General features: G+C 53.3%; 19 protein-coding genes. 6 read left to right on the top strand and 13 right to left on the bottom strand.

What is annotated here, in order from left to right; translation table 11 throughout:
• Positions 1–3: 3 nt before the first annotated feature.
• The 4 genes from AACH44_RS07020 to AACH44_RS07005 are packed head-to-tail and all read right to left on the bottom strand — an operon-like array spanning position 4 to position 3,678.
• A complete protein-coding gene (locus AACH44_RS07020) occupies positions 4–807 on the bottom strand; it encodes an ABC transporter ATP-binding protein (RefSeq protein ID WP_261847859.1) in 804 nt (267 codons plus the stop codon).
• Positions 804–1,577: an ABC transporter permease gene (locus AACH44_RS07015; RefSeq protein WP_261847858.1), complete on the bottom strand. Its 774-nt coding sequence runs from the start codon at positions 1,575–1,577 to the stop codon at positions 804–806. The genes AACH44_RS07020 and AACH44_RS07015 overlap by 4 nt, the downstream gene beginning before the upstream one ends.
• Positions 1,578–1,583: 6 nt before the next feature.
• Entirely contained in the window at positions 1,584–2,597 is a 1,014-nt protein-coding gene (locus AACH44_RS07010; protein WP_261847857.1) for a glycine betaine ABC transporter substrate-binding protein, read from the bottom strand.
• A 58-nt stretch (positions 2,598–2,655) separates the two neighbouring features.
• Positions 2,656–3,678 (bottom strand): malate/lactate/ureidoglycolate dehydrogenase, encoded by a 1,023-nt coding sequence (locus AACH44_RS07005; protein WP_261847856.1) that lies wholly within the window; start codon positions 3,676–3,678, stop codon positions 2,656–2,658.
• Positions 3,679–3,993: 315 nt separating this feature from the next.
• Between AACH44_RS07005 and AACH44_RS07000 the strand changes: the two genes are divergently transcribed.
• The 4 genes from AACH44_RS07000 (at position 3,994) to AACH44_RS06985 (ending at position 7,987) form a co-directional block, all read left to right on the top strand.
• Positions 3,994–5,016, top strand: a complete 1,023-nt coding sequence (locus AACH44_RS07000; protein ID WP_261847855.1) for an ABC transporter substrate-binding protein — start codon at positions 3,994–3,996, stop codon at positions 5,014–5,016.
• A 57-nt stretch (positions 5,017–5,073) separates the two neighbouring features.
• A complete protein-coding gene (locus AACH44_RS06995) occupies positions 5,074–5,928 on the top strand; it encodes an ABC transporter ATP-binding protein (RefSeq protein WP_261847854.1) in 855 nt (284 codons plus the stop codon).
• Positions 5,900–6,766, top strand: coding sequence for an ABC transporter permease (locus AACH44_RS06990; RefSeq protein WP_261847853.1), 867 nt, complete (start codon positions 5,900–5,902; stop codon positions 6,764–6,766). The genes AACH44_RS06995 and AACH44_RS06990 overlap by 29 nt, the downstream gene beginning before the upstream one ends.
• Positions 6,767–6,883: 117 nt before the next feature.
• Positions 6,884–7,987, top strand: coding sequence for an iron-containing alcohol dehydrogenase family protein (locus tag AACH44_RS06985; protein ID WP_261847852.1), 1,104 nt, complete (start codon positions 6,884–6,886; stop codon positions 7,985–7,987).
• Between the two features lie 92 nt (positions 7,988–8,079).
• Here AACH44_RS06985 and gltP read toward each other — a convergent pair whose 3' ends face one another.
• Together gltP and cbl are read right to left on the bottom strand one after the other, a co-directional pair.
• The gene (gene gltP / locus AACH44_RS06980; protein WP_261847851.1) at positions 8,080–9,396 is read right to left on the bottom strand and encodes a glutamate/aspartate:proton symporter GltP; all 1,317 of its coding nucleotides are present in this window, start codon (positions 9,394–9,396) and stop codon (positions 8,080–8,082) included.
• 423 nt (positions 9,397–9,819) lie between these two features.
• Positions 9,820–10,773, bottom strand: coding sequence for an HTH-type transcriptional regulator Cbl (gene cbl, locus AACH44_RS06975; protein WP_261847850.1), 954 nt, complete (start codon positions 10,771–10,773; stop codon positions 9,820–9,822).
• Between the two features lie 360 nt (positions 10,774–11,133).
• On the opposite strand from cbl, the gene AACH44_RS06970 reads away from it, so the two are divergent.
• Both AACH44_RS06970 and AACH44_RS06965 read left to right on the top strand, forming a co-directional pair.
• Positions 11,134–11,967: an AraC family transcriptional regulator gene (locus AACH44_RS06970; RefSeq protein ID WP_261847938.1), complete on the top strand. Its 834-nt coding sequence runs from the start codon at positions 11,134–11,136 to the stop codon at positions 11,965–11,967.
• A gap of 96 nt (positions 11,968–12,063) precedes the next feature.
• A complete protein-coding gene (locus AACH44_RS06965; RefSeq protein WP_261847849.1) occupies positions 12,064–13,041 on the top strand; it encodes a DMT family transporter in 978 nt (325 codons plus the stop codon).
• 31 nt (positions 13,042–13,072) lie between these two features.
• Here AACH44_RS06965 and AACH44_RS06960 read toward each other — a convergent pair whose 3' ends face one another.
• From AACH44_RS06960 to AACH44_RS06930, 7 genes are all read right to left on the bottom strand, one after another.
• The gene (locus tag AACH44_RS06960) at positions 13,073–13,570 is read right to left on the bottom strand and encodes a TlpA family protein disulfide reductase (protein WP_261847848.1); all 498 of its coding nucleotides are present in this window, start codon (positions 13,568–13,570) and stop codon (positions 13,073–13,075) included.
• Positions 13,557–14,273, bottom strand: a complete 717-nt coding sequence (locus tag AACH44_RS06955) for an ABC transporter ATP-binding protein (RefSeq protein ID WP_261847847.1) — start codon at positions 14,271–14,273, stop codon at positions 13,557–13,559. The genes AACH44_RS06960 and AACH44_RS06955 overlap by 14 nt, the downstream gene beginning before the upstream one ends.
• Positions 14,274–14,277: 4 nt before the next feature.
• Entirely contained in the window at positions 14,278–15,417 is a 1,140-nt protein-coding gene (locus AACH44_RS06950) for an ABC transporter permease (protein WP_338659534.1), read from the bottom strand.
• Positions 15,407–16,696, bottom strand: a complete 1,290-nt coding sequence (locus AACH44_RS06945) for an ABC transporter permease (RefSeq protein ID WP_261847846.1) — start codon at positions 16,694–16,696, stop codon at positions 15,407–15,409. Before AACH44_RS06945 ends, AACH44_RS06950 begins: the two co-directional genes overlap by 11 nt.
• Positions 16,697–16,698: 2 nt before the next feature.
• Positions 16,699–18,096 (bottom strand): Fe-S-containing protein, encoded by a 1,398-nt coding sequence (locus AACH44_RS06940; RefSeq protein ID WP_261847845.1) that lies wholly within the window; start codon positions 18,094–18,096, stop codon positions 16,699–16,701.
• 177 nt (positions 18,097–18,273) lie between these two features.
• Positions 18,274–18,801 (bottom strand): iron transporter, encoded by a 528-nt coding sequence (locus tag AACH44_RS06935; protein WP_025918878.1) that lies wholly within the window; start codon positions 18,799–18,801, stop codon positions 18,274–18,276.
• Positions 18,802–18,924: 123 nt separating this feature from the next.
• The gene (locus tag AACH44_RS06930; RefSeq protein ID WP_261847844.1) at positions 18,925–20,829 is read right to left on the bottom strand and encodes an FTR1 family iron permease; all 1,905 of its coding nucleotides are present in this window, start codon (positions 20,827–20,829) and stop codon (positions 18,925–18,927) included.
• Positions 20,830–21,130: the final 301 nt, after the last annotated feature.

Here is a 21,130-nt window from a genome sequence, read left to right as displayed (position 1 = left end):
TGATTACAAATTAAGGTGACGGCGCGCTTCTTCACGCACGCGATGTAAAATACGCTGCTTCAATGCGGCATAGTCAGGATGCTGAGCCAGCGTTTCAATGTCCCGCTCACGACCAAACGGCAGTGGGATCGTCTCAGCGATACGGCCGGGACGTGCAGACATCACCACAACGCGGTCGGCCAGAAACAGCGCTTCGTCGACGTCATGTGTAACAAACAGCAGCGTAGTGCCGGTTTTCTGCCAGGCGGACAGCAGTAGCTCCTGCATCATCAAACGGGTTTGTGCATCCAATGCACCAAAGGGTTCGTCCATCAACAGCACTTCAGGGTTCGGCAGCCAGGCTCGCGCCAGCGCCACCCGCTGTTTCATCCCACCGGAAAGCTGCCACGGAGAGTGCTGCTCGAAGCCCTCTAGCCCAACCAGTGCCAGATAGTCTTTTGCTTCTCGTTGAATGCGGATTTTATCTGCGCCCTGCATCCGTGGACCAAACGTCACGTTTTCCAGCACGGTGAGCCAGGGAAATAAATTGGCCTGCTGAAATACCATGCCGCGCGATGGTCCCGGACGCCGAACCGGCGCACCACCGCATCGCACCTGTCCCACGTCAGCGGTTTCAAAGCCGGCGATTAAATTAAGAATGGTCGATTTGCCGCAGCCAGAAGGCCCCAGCAGCACCACAAATTCACCTTTGGCGATCTGGAGAGAAACATCATCCAACACCGTTAAAGTGCCACTTTGTGATGGAAACGTGAGGCTAACGTGTTCTACAGCAATATGGGGTGCAGTAGGCTGAGCCTGTTCTGTCATGATGATTTCCCCGCCCACGGCACAAAGATGCGCTGCGCTCCGATCAAGAGTAGATCGAGCACATAGCCAATCCCTCCCAACAGTAAGATACCCAACATGACAATATCGGTACGCAGATAAGCGCTGGCATTCATTACCATCCAGCCAATACCCGAGGTCGCGGCGACCATTTCCGCCGCTATCAGGGACGTCCAGCCGATACCGATAGCCAGCCGCACCGTAGTAAACAGCTCCGGCAGCGTATCGGGCAGCACCACGTGAAAAAAGATCTGGCGAGGGTTCGCACCAAGCGTTTGCGCGACGCGGATACGGGAACGTTCCACGCGCTCCACGGCGGCACAGGCACCAACCACGACGCTGAGAAAAGTCGCGATAAAAATCAGAAAGAATTTGGATGCTTCGCCAATTCCCAGCCAGACGACCGCCAGCGGGATCAGCGCGATTTTAGGCAATGGCCGCAGAAACTGAACGAAAGGATTAAATACGGCAGCAATCGGCGGCGATAGTCCCATCAACAGACCAAGGGGCACGCCAAGAATAATCGCCACGCTAAAAGCGCTTAGCGCCCGAGCGACGCTGACGGCAATGTGTTCCCATAGCGATACCTGCCGATAGCCATCTTGCGCCAGTTCTCCAGCGGTCAGGAGAATATCCGACAGCGGCGGTAACAGCAGCGGATCAACCCACTGCTCCGCTCCTGCCCATTGCCACAACGCGAGCACCGCCGCCACAGCAGTGATGCTCAATAACACATAATGCGTTCTTTTCACGACCCGTTAATTCCCTTTTGCTGCCTGCTTCAGGTAAGAGGAATTAATGGAGTCAGCGAACGACGCGGGAATATCGCGCTGGCGAACCTCGCCAATACTCTCCAGAAAATGTGCCGTTTTGGCGACCGCCTGACCGATGCCGCTGCGATCCGTATTGGTGCCATCACCTAGCCACTGTTCCGTCGCCTGCTGCTCTAGCGTCGGATATTCCAGCCCTGACAGCGTATTGGTTGCCGTTGTGACGGGCGCACCAACTTCTTTTGCCACAATCGCCGCCGCCTTTTCTGGATCCTGACGGAACTCCTCCACTTTCTGCTGATGTACCCGCAGGAAGCGTGCCACCGTTTCTGGATACTGTTGGGCAAACGCCTTCCTGACCACATAGTTGTTGTAAATCAGGTAGCCATCTTTTTGCAGATCTTTGGTCGCGAAAATCGCGTGTCCGGCGGAAGCCTCCAACTCTTGTGCGAACGGAGCCCAGACGTAGCCTGCATCAATGTCGCCGCGCTTCCATGCCGCTACCATCTCAGCCGGACGTAGCGGAATAAGGGTAATCTTGCTGCGGTCGAGCTTGTTGACCGCGATTGCCGCTTCCAGCGCATACTGCGCCGTTGAATTTGGCGGATAGGCGACGCGCTTCCCTTCGATCTCTTTCAGCGTAGTGATGCCAGACTTGGCAATCAGTCGCTCATACGTCGCGATCACGCCGGATACGCCGACAATCTCTACCGGCAGTTTTCTGACAATCCCAGCCGTCGCCGGGCTGGAGCCGAAGTTGGCGATATCTATCGCGTTACTGGCGAAATAATTCAGCGCATCTGCACCGGAAGCGAATTGCACCCACTTTACTGGCGCACCCAATGCTTTTTGTAGCGAACCGTCGGCTTTGGCTAACACTAATACCTGTGAGCCGCCGCTGTAGGCCACGCGAACTTCATCAGGATACTTTTCCGCCGCCAGTACAGATGTTGTCATTAATAACAAACTACCGACACCCACAGCACTCAATATATTTTTCATTGTTCTTTCCTATGGCGTTAAATTAAATATGAGTTAAATAAGTTAATAAACCAATACATCAGGCCGCATTGTTATTTAAATAAGATAATTGCCCCCAACTGACATCATCGACAAAAATGCCGTTATCCAACCGATGACGATAGGTTTGCTTTTCTTTGTCACCTGGCAGTAATAATTCATTATCATCACGAGATTGGCGTACCCATTCTAATAACGCTGGAATTTCCTGCTGATAGGTTGCCGCCCCACCTAATTTTTGCGGATCAATTAAAATAGACAGCATACTGTTAATAATCTGCTTGCCTTCGCCTTTCGCCGTGCGTTCCGTTTTCCCACCAGTCAACGCCGCGCCAAGTAACGAGCAAACCAGCGACAGCCCCGACCCTTTATGTTCGCCAAACGGCAGTAGCGCCCCCAACGGCTGTTCCATCAGCCAACGTGGATCCACCGTTGGATTGCCTTCATTATCGACGATACAGCCAGGTGCAACCTGTTTACCCTCATTCCACGCGATACGCGCCTTGTTACCCGCAATCACGCTGGTAGCAAAATCCAGAATTACGGGGTCACCCTGTTCGACCGGAATACCGGCACAGAACGGGTTCGTGCCGAAACGCGCCTGCTGGCCCTGCCACGGCAGCACTACCGGTTTGGTATACACGTTGGCAAAATGCAGCGACACCAGCCCGACCTCCGCCGCCTGTTCCGCCCATGCGCCGATACGCCCAAGATGGTGAGTATTTGCCAGACTGATCACCGCCAGACCATGCGTTTGTGCACGAGCGATGCCTTCTGCCACGGCCTGTTTTGCCACCACTTGCCCGAAACCCTGCTGGCCGTCAAAGGAAATCAGCGGGCCGAAATCTAGCGTTTTTTCCGCCTGTGCGTGGGGTGAAAGTCCGCCTTCACGAATCGCATCGATATAACGTGGCAACATGCTTACACCGTGCGAGTCATGCCCTTTCAGGCTGGATTCGACAAGATTATCCGCCACAATGTCTGCAATTGATGCGTTTACCTCATTATCTGTTAGTCGATCCCGCAAATAATCACGTAAATAATGATGGCTAAAAACAGGCATATTATTCTCTGTATACTGAAATAGAAATGTAGGCTCACTATAACGCGCAGGTCTTTATCCATAACTGAAAAATAAAACTATCTATAGCGAATATTTAGCTAAGGCGGTTGCTTGCTTGTTTTTTCGTGCGCATGGCTATTTAAAATCACCTTTATTCTAACTTATTCCAAAAAACACTTTAGCAGCGGGCCGCTAAGAAAATAGGATGACTTCTTTAATTCATTATTCCGACGAATGATTTATTGAAATAATACCTTGTCGTTTTTCTCTAATTTTATTGCCACCCCTATTACTATTAATAATGAGACACCGATAATGAATCACTCACTACCCGCGAAAAAATCGACGCGTTTCACACGCCTTGCCGCTGTGATTGGCCTAACATTAACGGCATGTGGTGCCAATGCCGAAGGCACCATTAGCATTGCACAACAGTTTGGTATTGGTTATCTGATTCTGGATGTGGTGCGCGACCAAAGCCTGATAGAAAAGCATGGTAAGCAGCAAGGGCTGGATATCAAGGTAGACTGGCGCACGCTGTCTGGCGCGACGGCAATTAACGAAGCGCTGCTGTCCGGCGCGTTGGATGTGGCCTCCGCCGGTGTCCCACCGATGCTCACCGTGTGGGATCGCACACAGGGTCGTCAGAATGTAAAAGCGATCGCCTCGCTCGGTTCTATGCCCAACTATTTGCTCAGCAATAACCCGGCGGTGAAAACCATTCGCGACCTGAGCGATAAAGATCGTATCGCCGTGCCCGCTGCTGGTGTTGGCTTCCAGTCACGCACGCTGCAAATCGAAACCGCAAAGCTTTACGGGACAGAGGATTTCAAACGCTTCGACAAAATTTCCGTCAGCCTGCCGCATCCCGATGCCAGTGCGGCGCTAATCGCGGGTGGTTCCGAAATCAATGCCCACTTCTCCAGTCCGCCTTTCCAATATCAGGCGCTGGAACATGCCAATGTGCACAAAATTCTTAGCTCTTACGATGTGCTGGGTGGTCAGGCAACATTTAACGTGCTGTATACCACGCAGAAATTTCATGATGAAAATCCGAAAACCTACCGCGCTTTTTACGAAGCGCTGAAGGAAGCCTCGCAGATCGTCAAAGCCGATAAAGCCGCAGCGGCCGAAACCTATATTCGGGTCGAGAAATCGAAGCTGGATCCTGAGCTCGTGAAACGTATCGTCTCCGATCCTGAGATCGATTTTACCATCACGCCAGAGCGCACCTATGTTTATGCCGAAAAACTGCAACAGCTTGGCGTGTTGAAAAACAAAGCCGCCTCTTGGAAAGACTATTTCTTTGCTGAAATCCATGACCAGCCGGGTAGCTAAACGACCAATGTCAGATTCATTCGACGAGAACCCTTGTCGCTACGCAGGAGAACAAGCATGACACACCACTCTCACGACGCTGCCAGCAAACCGCTATTGCAAGTGGATCGGGTCGGGCTGGAATACCGCACGCGGCACAGTCTGGTACGTGCTACTCATGATGTGAGTTTTGACGTCTTTCCCGCCGAGCGCTTTGTGCTGTTAGGGCCTTCCGGCTGCGGTAAATCCAGTTTGCTCAAATCCATCGGCGGCTTTTTGTCTCCGGTAGACGGTGAAATCCGCCTCGACGGCCAGCGTGTTACGCGGCCGGGCCCAGACCGCATCATGGTCTTTCAGGAGTTTGACCAGTTGCCGCCGTGGAAAACCGTGCTGGAGAATACATTATTTCCGCTGGTTGCCAGCCGCCAGGCAACACGGGCCGAAGCGGAAGCGCGCGCCCGTTATTTTCTCGATAAGGTCGGGCTGGCGAAGTTTGCCGATGCCTATCCGCATACCTTATCCGGCGGGATGAAACAACGCGTCGCCATCGCGCGGGCGCTAACAATGCAGCCGAAAGTGCTGCTCATGGATGAGCCGTTCGCGGCACTGGATGCACTGACCCGCCGCAAAATGCAGGAAGAACTACTGGCGCTGTGGGAAGAGGTGCGCTGCACGCTGCTGTTTGTCACCCACTCGATTGAGGAAGCGCTGATCGTCGGCAGTCGCATCTTGTTGCTCTCACCGCACCCAGGCCGCGTGCGGGCGGAAATCAACTGCCACCAATTCACACTGAACGATCAGGGCAGTGAAGCTTTTCAAACCACCGCACAGCGCATTCACCATCTTCTTTTTCCAACCGATGCCGACACGCGTTCGCCTGCCGCATCCACGCAAGGTGAACCCTATGAGCATTCAGCCCCCCGTGCGGCCTGAGTATGAGCGTGAACTGGCGCCGCTGAAAGATTTTACCCTCACTCAGCCTCTGCCGCTGGTAACCCGCCTGTGGAATCAGACTTGGGTTCGCAAGCTCGTGCTGCTGGCTGGGCTGCTATTCCTGTGGGAAATAGGTGCTCGCTGGCAGAATAACGATCTGATGTTGCCCAGCTTCCTGCAAACGTTTCAGGCATTTCGCGACGATCTCGCTAGCGGCGAACTACCGAATAAGATGGTGGTTTCACTCGGCACGCTGCTGAAAGGCTATATCATCGGCAGCCTGCTCGCGCTAGCGCTCAGCGCGTTGGCAGTGTCCACCCGTTTTGGCCGCGACCTTTTAGGTACATTGACTTCCATGTTCAACCCGCTTCCCGCGATTGCGTTGCTACCGTTGGCGCTGCTGTGGTTTGGGCTGGGGGAAAAGAGTCTGGTTTTCGTGCTCGTCCACTCCGTAATGTGGCCGATGGCGCTGAATACCTATTCCGGTTTTCTTGGCGTTTCGGAAACGCTGCGTATGGCAGGCCGCAACTACGGCCTGACCGGCTTTCGCTACATCAATGCCATTCTGATCCCTGCGGCATTGCCATCGATCCTCTCTGGCCTGAAGATCGGCTGGGCATTCGCCTGGCGCACGCTGATCGCCGCCGAACTGGTATTCGGTGCATCCAGCGGCAATGGCGGTTTGGGCTGGTACATCTTCCAGAACCGTAACGAGCTTTATACCGATCGCGTTTTCGCCGGACTGGCTTCCGTCATCATCATCGGGCTGCTGGTTGAAGGACTGGTATTTTCCACTATCGAAAAGGTCACGGTGAAACGCTGGGGAATGCAGCGCTAAACGTCATTCTGGTTATGCAAAATCTGCCCATTCATAGCCAGAATTGTTCTTTTGCGACGCTCCCTATCGCTGTTACAACTGATTTGTCTTTTCCCACAGAGATGAGAGATCGCAAACATGATTGCAATACAAGCGCCACAAACCTATCTGAATCGTGATGGCGTCATTCGTTCTGTCGGCGACTATGTTGCCCCTCACGCCAGCACGTTGTTGATTGTGACCAGCTCGCAGGCGTGGGAAAAGACAGCCGATGCCGTCGAGCGCAGTCTCAATGAACATAGCCTACGGTATCAGGTCGAATTTTTGCCGGGTGATTGCACCAAACCAGCGATAGAAGCGCTGACCGCACAGGCACGAACATTCGGCGCAGAACTGATTTTAGGCATTGGCGGCGGGCGCGTGCTGGATGCAGCCAAAGCCGTCGGTGACATTCTGGGGCAGTTCCCTGTCATCACCGTACCGACGATTGCCGCGACCTGTGCCGCCTGGTCGCCGATCAGTGTGATTTACAGTGACAGTGGCGCACACAACGGCCCCTTTCCACTGACGCGCTTACCCCTATGGGTGCTGGTAGACAGCGAGATTATCGCCCACAGCCCTCCACGCTATCTCAAAGCCGGTATCGTGGATGCGCTGGCAAAGTGGTACGAATTTCAGCCTTATTTGCGTCACGGCGATGATGGGCTGGCGTTGGCGCTTAAAGCGCAGGCGGCACGGCTGGCCGTGGACACATTTAATGCATACGGCGAGCAGGCCCTTGCGGATAATGAGCAAGGTTTGATCACGCCAGCCCTACGCCGCGTAATCGACGCCGTTATCGCACTGGCTGGCGTGGCAAACAGCATGAAAGATGAGGTGCCGCGTATCGGCGTCGCCCATGCCATTCACAACAGTATGACACGTCTGCCGGAACTGCATGACTGGCTGCATGGCGAGAAAGTGGGTTTTGGTTTGGCCGCACAGGCGTTTCTGGAGCACGATAACGACACCGACCGCGAAGAGCTGTTCTCACAGTTACGTCGCTACGGTAGCCCAATGACGCTGAGTGCCCTTGGCCTGAGTGAACGCCAACAATTAGTTGAAAGTATTGCGCAGAACGTGAAAATTGCACCGAAAATTGCCGCCCGTCTGCCTTTCGCAACGGATGCCGAACGTATTGAACAGGCGCTATGGCGAACACAAACGCTGGAAGAGAATACGATCAACAGCCACGCGGCATAGTGAGCATCGCCATTCATTCCAAATGGAAACGGGTGCATCGAATAATCAATGCACCCGTTTCTCTTTTTCTTGCCAGCTTCTTGTTGCCAGAACTATCCCTGCTGAGCAGGCTGTGTACTTATCCCTTTTAGCTCACGCTCATAGGCCTGTGCTTTCTTTTCATCGAACTGGTGTTCCCACTTGGCAATCACCAGCACCGCCAGCGCATTCCCCACCACATTAAGTGCCGTACGCGCCATGTCGAGGATACGGTCAACGCCCGCAATAAATGCCAGGCCTTCCAGCGGAATACCAACGCTGCCCAACGTGGCGAGCAGCACGACAAACGACACACCCGGTACGCCCGCAATGCCTTTGGACGTCAGCATCAGCGTCAACACCAGTACGATCTCCTGCCCAATCGACAGGTCGATGCCGTATAGCTGCGCGATAAAGATGGCCGCAATACTCTGGTACAGCGTCGAACCATCGAGATTAAAGGAGTAGCCAGTCGGAACGACGAAGCTGGTAATCGATTTCGGCGCACCATAGGCTTCCATTTTTTCGATGATGCGTGGCAGCACGGTTTCTGAGCTGGCGGTGGAATACGCGAGGATCAGTTCATCTTTCAGGATACGAATCAACACCGTAATACGCAGCTTGCACAACCGCGCCACCGCACCGAGCACGACCAACCCGAAGAAGAAAATCGCCGCGTAAACCAGCATCACCAACTTAGCCAATGGCCACAGCGAAGCGAAACCGAAGTTGGCAACCGTAACGGAAATCAGCGCAAACACCCCAATCGGGGCATAACGCATGATCATGTGTGTCACTTTAAACATGGTTTCCGACACGCCACGAAAGACGTTCAGCAGCGGGTCACGATGTTCTTTAGGCAACGAAGACAAACCCAAACCAAACAGCACCGAGAAGAAGATGATCGGCAACATGTCACCACGCGCCATTGCCGCGAAAATATTCGGCGGAATCAGCGACAGTATCGTGCCAACCAGACTATGTGACCCACTCTGCACCTGCTCCGTTGTCTTTTGATACTGCGAGATATCAACGGCTGTCAGCGTCGACATGTCAATGCCATGACCCGGTTGGAAGAGGTTGGCTAGCGTGATGCCCAGGATAATCGCCACTGTCGTGATGATTTCAAAATAGAGGATAGTTTTGAAGCCAATACGTCCGAGCTTTTTGGCATCTCCTACACCCGCAATCCCGACAATCAGGGTGGCAATAACAATGGGGACAACAATCATTTTAATCAGGCGGATAAAGATGTCGCCCGCAGGGCTGAGAATATTGCTGATGAGCCACTGGCGACTTTCCTGCTGTTCATGCAGCACGGCACCGAGTGCTATACCAAGAACCAACGCAATAAGGATTTGCCAGGCAAGGCTGATTTTTTGTGTTTTCATCGTCATTTTCCGTTTTAAACTCCCCGCCATCACAAACATGGCGCTAGCGCGACTCCGGCGCAATACGAACCGAAAAAATCAACGTGGAGGTGATTGACTAGTAAGAATATTTGACTGGTTGCTATCGTTATTTTTCTACTGCGACACAAAATCCGTTAACATAATTATTCAATAAAAACGCGCAACTATTTGTATCGCTTAACAAAAACAATCACATAAGTTATTGTTATGGCAGGAATGCTACTATTCCACCACGATTAGATCAAGCAGATTATCGGCACGATAAATCATATTTATGCTGAATCAAGAACAGAAAACGGCTGGCGTCACGTGGCAAAAAATCGCAACGATACAGAAAGGAAGACATCCGCCCAGCTAGAAAAAATGCTGGCTGGGCATCAGGTTAGGAAAGTGTGTCGCGGCTCAGATTTGGTAGTCAATCACCGCTTCATCGTTATCCGAGAATACCTTGTCTTTAATATCATCCAGCGAGAGCTCTGTATTACACAGCTGAATAAATTTCCAGGCGTAGTTACGCTGTAACTGACCCTTTTTTAGCCCCAACCAGACCGTATTGGCCTCAAACAGATGCTCGGCATTCAACCGTACCAGACCATTGTCACGCACGGGATCGTATGACATATCAGCCACAATCCCGACGCCAAGCCCCAGTTCAACATAGGTTTTAATCACATCCGAATCCTGCGCGCTCAGCGTAATATCCGGTGACATGCCGACTGCCTGAAACGCACGATCCAAACGCGAACGACCGGTAATCCCCTGACGATAGGTAATCAGCGGCTCCGCATTCAACATCTCCAGCGTAATCACCGGCACCTGCGTCAGCGGATGATGCTCCGGTACAATCACCGAATGGTGCCAGCGGTAATAGGAGAACGCCGCCAGTGAGGGATCGTTAATCAATTGTTCGCTGGCAATGCCGATATCGGCTTCGCCGGAATGAAGCATCGCCACAATTTCATCCGGCGTGCCCTGATTCAATACCAGACGCACCTGTGGATACAAAGAACGGAAAGCTTTAATCACCGGCGGCAGGCTGTAACGCGCCTGCGTATGCGTGGTCGCGATCACCAGTTGCCCAGTATCGTTATTGGTGAAAACATTCGCTAACCGACGAATGTTGCTGGCGTCATTCAGAATGCGCTCTGCCACCACCAGTAGCTCTTTTCCCGGCTCGGTCATGCCTAACAGGCGCTTACCCCGACGGATAAAGATTTCAATCCCCAGCTCTTCTTCCAGCTCGCGGATGTGACGACTCACGCCGGATTGAGAGGTAAACAGCGTATTCGCTACCTCGGTCAGGTTGTAGTTGCACCGTGCTGATTCACGAATAATTTTCAGTTGCTGAAAGTTCACCTTTCACTCCTTTGCTCTTTTTATTACAGATAACAACATTGATCCAAGGAATGAGAGACAGAACAAATAAGCAAATGGAGTTGATTATATTTTTTTATACTAACGGTATGTCTACCAAGAGAGATTACCTAACAAGGAATATATATAAACAGCAAAATCAAATATTTAAATAAAAACCCATTTATGTTACACACCGCACCAATCAACCATTTCGCTATGATTTATGCCTTTATGATCTATTTACCTCGGCGCTTTATTCCCGTTTTCAGTCTTTCCTCGCATCCTAATAGAGCGTTCTCCTTCAAGCTGGCGTGCTATCGCTGCTATGATGACGGTCAGAATCAGCGACAAGGTGGCAGCATGCAGGGCGTACCGGAACACTTTACCGATGAAAGAGACTATGCCCAGTTTCGGCGCTTGCCGACGCTGCCCAGCATCGAGCTTTACCATGCGCATGTCTGCCGCTATGCCTTTGAACCACACACGCACGAAGCGTTTGGCATCGGCACCATTGACGCTGGTGCAGAGCAATTCCGTTATCGTGGTGCCAGGCACATTGCGCCTGCCGATTCGTTAGTGTTGATGAACCCTGATGAATTACACACGGGGGAGTCCGCCACGGAAGACGGCTGGCGCTATCGTATGATCTACATTCCGCCCGATGTGCTGGAAAACGTCTCCGGCGAGAAAGGCTGGTGGTTTACCGACGTCGTGCGCCACGATCCTGCGACCGCACGCCAACTGGCTATGACGCTAGCCGCCATGTGGCAGACGACCGATCCCTTGGCGAGTGAGAGTTTGCTGCTGTCGCTGATTGCGCTTTTCCGCCCCCATGCGCGTATTGCACAGCGTCAAATTGTTGAACCGCTCCATCGCTTTGATGTGGTGAAAGCCTATCTGCGGGAGAATTTCGCCCACACGATCACCTTAAAAGAGCTGGCAGCGCTGGTTTCCCTCAGTCCGTATCATTTCCTACGCCAGTTCAAAGCCCAGTTTCATGTGACGCCACACCAGATGCTGATGGCGATTCGATTGTATGAAGCCAAGCAACGCCTGGCACAGGGTATGGCGGCCGCCCATGTCGCCGTCGCCGTCGGGTTGACCGATCAGGCACATCTGACCCGCACGTTTGCCCAGCGCTACGGCGTCACACCGATTCGCTATCAAAAGCAGGTTTATCCAATTCAGCGCTAGTCCCCTTCTGATAATAAACAGCAATATCCTACAATAATTCGTTGCCGACTCTCCCTAGACTGGCGCGATGAAATATTGTGAACAAACGGGTTTATCATGCTGATTGGTGTTTTATTTGCGCTTGCCGCCGGGCTGATGTGGGGACTGATTTTCGTCGGCCCCTTGATCGTACCGGACTACTCTGCCGCTTTGCAGTCCACCGGGCGCTATCTGGCTTTTGGGCTGATCGCCTTACCGCTGGCGTGGCTCGATCGCCGTCGTCTGCGCCAGTTAACCCGCAGCGACTGGCTGGAAGCCACGAAGCTTACGATTATCGGCAATCTGCTGTACTACTTTCTGCTCGCCAGCGCGATTCAGCGCACGGGCGCACCGATCTCGACAATGATTATTGGCACGCTACCCGTGGTGATTTCCGTCACCGCGAATGTGCTGTACAGCAAGCGTGATGGCCGCGTGGCCTGGCGTCGGCTGTTGCCCTCGCTGCTGCTGATTGCCGCCGGATTGGTCTGCGTCAATATTGCCGAACTGAAAGGAACCACCGTTGAATTCGATTTATGGCGTTACGCCAGCGGTATTGCGATGGCATTTTGCGCAGTCATTTGCTGGACCTGGTATCCGCTGCGTAACGCCCGCTGGCTGCGCGACCACAAAGGCAATACACCGACGACCTGGGCCACGGCGCAAGGTCTGGTCACGCTACCGCTGGCGCTGTTGGGTTATATATTGGTGTGCGGCCATCTGGCGCTAACGGATAGCACGTTTACGCAGCCGTTCGGCCCACGGCCTGAAGTTTTCATCCCGCTGATGCTGGCGATTGGGTTGTTTTGTTCGTGGATCGGCACGCTGTTCTGGAACGAAGCCAGCCAGCGTCTGCCGACGGTGCTGGTAGGACCATTGATTGTGTTTGAAACACTGGCTGGACTGACCTATGCCTTCATCATCCGGCAATCCTGGCCGCCGTTGTTGACGTTCTGTGGCATCACCTGCCTGATTGTTGGCGTAATTTATGCCATGCGGGTGAAACCGGAACCTGTCGTGGTAGAAGTGCAGGTGCCGGTTTCACGGGCAGAGTGAAGGCCAGTGAGGAAATAAGGCAAGTCGGTTGTTATGTCCGGCTTGCCAGCTTCTGAAACAGTGCTGTCAGTTGCGCTTCATCCCTTGCGCCCTGATGCTGATCGGTTACCTTGCCGTTCGCATCAATAATAAATGAGGTTGGCGTGCCGCTGACCTGATAGCGTTCTTTGGTTATACCCAACTGATCGCGCACCACCGGATACGTCACGTTATGGTGCGCCAGCATCGAGGTGATATCCACGCCGTCAGGATCGGTGTTCACCGCCACAACGACCACTTTATCACCGTATTCCTTGTTCAGCTTCTCCAGCGCCCCCATTTCAATCATGCAGCCGCCACAGCCCGACGACCAGAAATTCAGATAGACGCTTTTCCCCTGCCAGCGCGACAGATCGACCTGCTGCCCCGCCAGATCGTAGGCCGCCAGCGCCGGAGCCTGCGCCCCGACGCTAACCTGTTCTTCCTTACAGCCGCTCAGCGCCAGTGCGCCCAGCAGGCAAAGTGCAGTAATCCCATTACGCCATTTCATGATGATTCACCTCTTCACCGAAATACTTGCCGTGTTGCAGGCGGATAATACGATCGGCAAACCGCCCCAGCTCAGGATTGTGCGTCACCATCACAATGGTGCGCCCCTGCTGATGCAAATCTTTCAGCAGATCCAGCACCCGTCGTTCGTTCTCTTCGTCCAGATTTCCCGTCGGTTCATCGGCAAAAATCACCGGAGGTTCATTCACCAGCGCGCGGGCGATACAGACACGCTGTTGCTCCCCGCCGGAAAGCTGGCTCGGTAAGTGATCCACGCGATGCGCCAACCCAACCTGTTCAAGTACGCGCTGCGCTGCGGCTTCATCCACCACGCTGTGGTAATGCTGCGCCAGCATCACATTCTCCAGCGCGGTCAAAAATGGAATCAGGTGGAACTGTTGAAACACCAGACCAATCTTATCGGCACGGAACTGGCGTCGCCCTTCCTCGTCCAGCCCAGCGGCATCGACGCCGTCCAACAGCACCTGCCCCTCGCTTACCGTATCCAGACAGGTAAGAATGTTCATCAACGTGGTTTTACCCGACCCAGATGCGCCCATGATCGCAACAAATTCGCCGCGTGCGATGCGGATATTGATATCTTCCAGTGCGGTCACCTGACCAAAGCGTTTATAGAGCTGGCGAGTTTCAATCACCGCCTCCGCTGCCTGCATCCTTTCCTGCACGTTTACTTCTACAGACATCGAGCTACTCTCCTTTCAAAACCTTGGCCGGTTCAACATAAATCGCCCGCCGAGTGGGAACCACAGCGGCAACCGCCGCAACCAGCAAAGACAGCCCCAGCGTGAGCGGAAACACTGGCAAGCGCAGCGAAATGGTCGCGTTGAATACCGCCATGCCTAGCACCTGAGCCAGCAAATAACCTACCAGCGAACCACACACCACGGCCGCCAACGCGATAATGCCGGTTTCTGCCAGCATCTGCCGGATGATGTCTCGTCCACTCGCGCCCAGCGCCTTCTGTAACGCAAACTCGCGGGCGCGTTCGCCGACAATCGCCATCAGCGTGGTGTTCACACACAGTGAAGACAAGACGAGGATCACCGCCGAAACCAGCCCCATCAGCCCTTTGATTTTATTCAGCACCTGACCTTCCGATGCCGACACTTTCAGAATCGGGCGGATCTCCAACTGCGGATACTGTTGCTGAAGTTGTGCAGCGAAACGATCGACCTGCCCCAGATCGTTACTGACGCTCAGCAGGGCATTGCTGATTGCGCCTTCTTTATCCAGCCACTTTTGCGCCAGTTCCAGATTCACGATCAGCATGTTGTCCGTTGCATCGCCAGATTCCACGATGCCTTTAATCTGCAACCGCTGCTTCCCGCCGTCGCCCACCAGCGTGATGCTGTCGCCAACTTTGACGTTCAACCGCTCCGCCAGCTTCACCCCGATCATGGCATTACGATCGTCAAAGCTCACGCCAATCCAGTTACCCGTGACCTGCCAATACGGAGCCAACTGCCGCAGTGATTCGAACCACACGCCCATCAGCACCACTTTTTCCAGCTCCGTACGCGCCATGCCATACAAATAAGGGCTGGATGCATTGATCAAGCCAGCCGGTGCGTTATCGATAATTGGCTGAAATGTGCTTTGTGGAAGTGAATTTCCCCGCGCCGGACCAATGTAAAAATTTGCGCCAAAGGTGCGCAATTCCTGACTCATTTTGGCGTTGATATCGAAATAGACGGCAGACATGGCTGTCACAATCGCCGCCCCGACCATCAGTGCCGCGAACACCACGCTAACGCGCTGCATCCGCAGTCGTAGCGCACGGAACACCAGACGCCAGAACATACTGTTCATCCAGCCATTAGCGCCCATACAGCACCTCCACCGGATACAATTTGGCAATCCGGCGCGCCGGGAACCACGTTCCGATAATGGCGATCAGCATCGAGATCACCAATACGCAAGGGATGACGATCCACGCAAAACTCAACGGTACGCCAAACAGCATCAGGCCAATCGCTTTTGCCAGCCCCCAACCGGCGACACAGCCCGCGATACCGCCCGCCAGCCCGCTCAGCGCCGCTTCGAGATAAAACAGCAGCATGATCTGCCACTGACGCGCACCCAGTGCTTTCATCAGCCCGATTTCTTTAGCGCGCTCCATGATGGTGCTGGTCATCAGCGAGGCGATCCCCATCGCAGAAGCCACCAACGCCGCGAAGGTCACCACGGCCAATAGCAGCTGAATTTTGTCGATCACCACGCCTTCCGAAGCTGCGACCTGCCAGATAGGGCGCACGACCGAACCGGAAATGGCTTCTTCCAACTGGTGTGCAATCGAAGAGACATACGCCGTGCAGTACCACAGATCATATTCTTCGGCATTCAGCGCTTCCAGATTTTCACGCGCTCGCCGCGACAGTTCATTTTCCGGCACCGTGAGCGCCGACACGCGAATGGCCTGTATTTTACCCGTCAGCCCCAGCAGCGATTGCACCGTTGCCAGCGGCATCACCAATCGGCCTTCTTCATCACCGCCGCTGCTCAGAATGCCGCTAATGTCTACCGTCGCGTTTCCTTTTGCGCCGCGCAGCACAAGTTTATCCCCCACTTTCCAGCCCATTTGCATCGCCAGCTGTTTTCCCACCAGCGCTTGTGCCACGTTTTCCGTCGTCACCGGTTCCTGCGGCCACTGCCCTACCACCTGCCAGTAAGGGCTAACGGCCATTTGTCCCGTGCGATAGTCTTCCTCATCCGGCACGGCGACAGGCTGGGAAAAGAAGGTGCCCAATACGGCAACGGGCTGACCATTGATCTCGACATCGCCACTCAATAGCGGCGCAAAACCAACAATGTTATTACGCCAGAAGATGTCTTTGATGTTCGGCAGCTCAGCTTCATCAAGAAAATCCTGTCCTTCTAGCGGATTACTGCGCTCGCCAAACAACGCGGGCAGTGCCGCCTGACCTGCGGGCTCAATCAAAATATTCGCGCCGTAGGACTTCAGCTCACGCGCCATCTTGTCACCAATATCGATGGACACCGCCAGCAGCGCGGAGATCAACCCTGCCGCCAAAAACACGGTCAACACCGCCAGAGATTTACGCCGAATATTTCTGCGCCAGGACTGGCGTAACAGTCGCCACAGCATGATTATTCCTCCTCCGCCGGTTCGCCAGCCGCTGCTTTGGCCGTAGCAAACTTCGCGGGACTTTCACGGAAGCGGTTATAGTTCGCTTCCGACGAGAAGAAGTAGGTTTTACCGCCGTAGCGATATTTATGCTCCGCGTTCACGTTGGTCAGTTTGGAACCATCAACCGGATCGATAACGTCCATCGACACCACCGTCGAGAAGTAGTTAGTGCCTGCCGCCAGTGAAGCGCGTCCAATCACCAGTTCATTATCGTCATTGCTCCATCCCTCAATCGGCACCGGATTGCAACCACCCGCTTTCCCGATGGAAGGAATGAAAATATGCACACCGCAGGCGACACAAATCACCTGATTGCCTTCCATCACGTAGCCCTGATCGCCACACAGCAGGCAGGCATCAAACACCACGCCCAGACGCAAACGATCGGGATAGCGGTTAATGATGAAAAAGCGCACGGCCTTGCCATCATCGGCAATCCACACAAAGCGATGCAGTTTGCCATCACGTACCTGTTCAATCGGAATATGCACCTTGCCATCGGCCGCCAGCGTCACCGGCTGCGCTTCCGACAGACGAGGCGGCTGCGACGCGACTTTATCCCAATAGAGCTGAGCGAAGACGACAACCAGCAGCGCCGTGATCGTCGCCAGCAGCGTACGACGCACGGTGCGGTAGCCTGCCGTCACTTTACGCTTTTCAATCGCCTCATGCGTAACCAGCACCTGACGACGAGCATACAGCAGCGGCCAAACCAGCCCCACAACCAAAACAGCCATGAATAGCGCACTGAGATAGTTTAATAAATACCCGCTGTTGGTGACGTGTGCCACATAGCTAAGGCGCGGTTTGGTTAACCCGATCGCTTGTAATTTCATCAGCAACAGCAACAGGTTACCGCTTATCGGCAACAGCAGAAGTGCGACCAACAACGCCAGCAGCGGCCAACGCAGTAAACGAATGCGGCGCACAATCATGCCGCATAGCGTGGCGCAAAATACCAGCCAGCCAAATGCCAGCACCACGGCGCTGAAATTCAGCAGCAGATCGGTATTCACCACATGGATGGAAGTCAGCGCGGTCAGATTGGGATCGCTGCCCCACTGCACCGCCGCACCGGCCACGAGCAGCGCCTGCCACAAATAGCCGAGACGCCGATGGGAAAAACACTGGCAGGCAAGAAACAGGATCAAGGCAAGCGCCTGAAGCGCCGTAAACCCAAGCAGAAACGCTTGCCCGTTAGGAAAGTGAACGCCAATAAACGTACCGGCACACAGCGCCAGCAGCGTGATCCAACCCAGCGATTTGACTGTCGGCGTAGAACGATGACTCCAACTTAGCCCCAGTAATAGTGCAATCGGCAGGAAGGATTGGAGTGTCGTGATAAAGAAATAACTCATAGGCTCGTCACACTTCACGTTACATGTGCGTTGACTGCGTTTTGCAGGTGTGTCAGTTGGGCATGATGTGTAGTGACATCAGCACGCTGACCGAAAAATCACCGTCGCTGTGGGTGGCAATAACAAACCCACAGCGACGTGAACCCGGCCGCGACAGCACATCGCGGACAGAAGACCTTATTCTAAGCCGACGTATTTGAAGTCAAAGCTGACATCAAACGGTTTCCACCAGCGGCCAACGCCTGTTTCACCATCGGTATGACGATGCATACCGGCTTTTGATGGTGGATCGATGTGGTAAGTCACTTTGTAGTTACCCACGCCCATCATTTTGATGTTCGCACCGTAGTGTGGACCATCGCTGGCAACCATCGGCATAAAGGTTCCTTCCTGTTTCGCACCGGTATCGGTGTTAGTCAGGGTGTACGCGATGGTCAGGAACGGCATCCATTCACCCGCACCAAAACCATTCTTGTTACCTTCAGCAGCGTGAATATCCGCTTCCAAATGGATGTCCGCTTTCGCGGCTGGCAGCCCCATCCCACGCGGTTCCATATCAATAGGTTGCAGATAAACGGCAGCAATTTCCATTTCGTTCAGAGAAACCGGCTCACCCGCTGGATATTCTTTAAACGCCAGTGCGGCAGGTGCCGTGAAAATACCGGCAATAACGGCACCCGCAATCAGACTTTTTTGCATATTCATCAAACCCATCCTCATCGTCTCAGTCGTCCCTCTTCGCTTAATTTGCTAAGCGATTGGGATTGTTATGGTTATTTTCTGCTCTTATTGCTTTCAGTATTACATTACCGTCGGATACTCTCTTTATCAGACGGCAGACGCTCTGCGCCGCATCACCCACAGGGCAACTAACGCCGCGAGCACCAGCACACCCTGTGGAATCAGCGTTTCCACATAAGGATAAATACCCAGCCAGCTAATCTCCGGCACGCCAGTCAGCAACGTCGGTTCAAACAGTTTGCCTTCGATCAGTTCCAACACGCCTTTACCCGCAAACACGAACGCCATCAGGTACATAAAGCAGCCGGTAAACATGAAGAACGGCTTAAGCGGTAATTTGACGATGGTGTAACGCATGACGAAGTAAGCGATCAGCAGGATCACACAGCCGATGGCAAACCCAGCCAGAATGGAGAGGTGCCCCGCCATATTGTTGGCATCCCCCACCAGCGCGTAGTAGAACAACACGGTCTCCGCACCTTCACGGTACACGGCCAGAAAGCTGGTGAGCCACAGCCCGACCATGGAACCGCTGCTCAGCGAATGGGACAACTTACCTTCCAGATAAGCCTTCCAGTGCCGTGCTTCTACTTTGGACAACAGCCAGTAGCTCATGAAGAACAACATCACCACGGCGATCAGCATCGTAATGCCTTCCAGCAGCTCACGGCTGGCACCGGAATTGGTGAATACGAGTTGGAAAATGACGGCGGTAATCACGCTACACAACAGCGCAACGTAAACCGACTGGCGAATCAGCGGCAGTTTGTCCTGCTGATTGTTTTTCACCAGATAGGCCACAATCGCTGCCACAATTAGCAAGGCTTCCAGCCCTTCACGCACAATAATCAGCAGGCTGTATATCAACAGGCTCCAGTGCGTTTCGCCGCCGTCCCCCAACATGGTGACCGCTTTCGTCAGTTCCTGCTGCAACGCATCGGCCTGCCCTTGCAGTTGTTCCACAGGCTGTTTGGCATTCATCATGCTCACCAGACGGGTGAAATACCCTTCCAGCGTCGATTTGAACGCCGCATCACGAGAACCCACTTTGTTCTCCATGCCAGTGGCTTCAAACAGATCGAAATAGGTGTCCTGCACCGCCATGATGGCGGGTTTAACCTGCCCCTCACGATATTGTGCAATTGCGGCAGCAATAGCCTGATTGATATCGTCGGAGACTTTCGCCCAGTTCGCATCCGGCACGGTACCGCTATCGGCGTTCGCGGCGGGCGTTGCTGTCGTCTGCTGGCTATCGCGCGTTGTCGGTAATCCCGGCAAGGCATCCTCGATGTCCTGCAACAGCGTAGTGACCCGATAAGCAACATCTGTCAGTTGATCGGGCTGGCTGGCTAAGGTAATCAGTGCGGAGAATTGTTGATTAATCGAAGCGGCCTGCTGTGCCGAACGATTCTGTCTGACCGACATCTCCATCTCAGAGTTTTTAAAACCCTGATAATGAGCCAGCTGTATGCTCTGACTCGCCTTGTTGTAATCGCCAGCCTGATATTCCGTTACGGCCTGCGCGAGTTGGTCATCGATGATTTTAAAACTCTGCTGCCAGTACAGCGCAATCTCGGCATTGTCATAGGCACCGTGCTGCTCCTGCGCGACCAGCTTGTGCCCTTCAGATAACACCGGCAAAACGGCATCCAGTTCACCTTTCAGCCAGGAAATTTTTGCCTGCACCTCGGCCTGCGGTTTTCCTTCGCCAATCATGCGGCGAATTTCACCGAACGTAGCCTCTAACTGATAGCTTTTTTGCGCGGAAATATTGATGCGGATAGGGCCTTCGAGGTTTTCAAACACCTCAAAATAGGCCATCTGAACTTCAGTGCGGGCGTCATCCGGCTTTTGCTGCTCATAGAACTGAGCCGTTTTATCCAGCCTGGTTTCGATATCGTGAATAAATGAGGCGTAATCGGTCGCGGCAACTGCCACTGAACAACTCAACAGCCAACACAACAACAGAAGCGTTTTTTGCCAGATAGACATAAGAGAGTGATGAATCACAAATGATATTTATTCTTATTATCACTTTGAAGTCGCTATCTGTCTTGATTTACGTCACGAAAACATGAGCAACGAGAGATTTAATATGTAACAAAAGGTTACGATTCTTATTTTTAACCCCGAAAATCTCTATTTTTCTAATCCATAGGGTAAATACAGTTTTTTGATTGCGAAAACGGCAAAATTGATACTTAAATCAACAACAAAAATAAAGCAAAAACCATGCCATTTATTTTTCCCATTAACTAAAAACCTAGAGACGGCAGTATTAATATGATATTTC

Source organism: Pectobacterium araliae (assembly GCF_037076465.1).
GTDB classification, from domain to species: domain Bacteria; phylum Pseudomonadota; class Gammaproteobacteria; order Enterobacterales; family Enterobacteriaceae; genus Pectobacterium; species Pectobacterium araliae.
The sequence above is the reverse complement of the archived record's forward strand: the minus strand, read 5'-3'. Positions and strand labels throughout refer to the sequence as shown.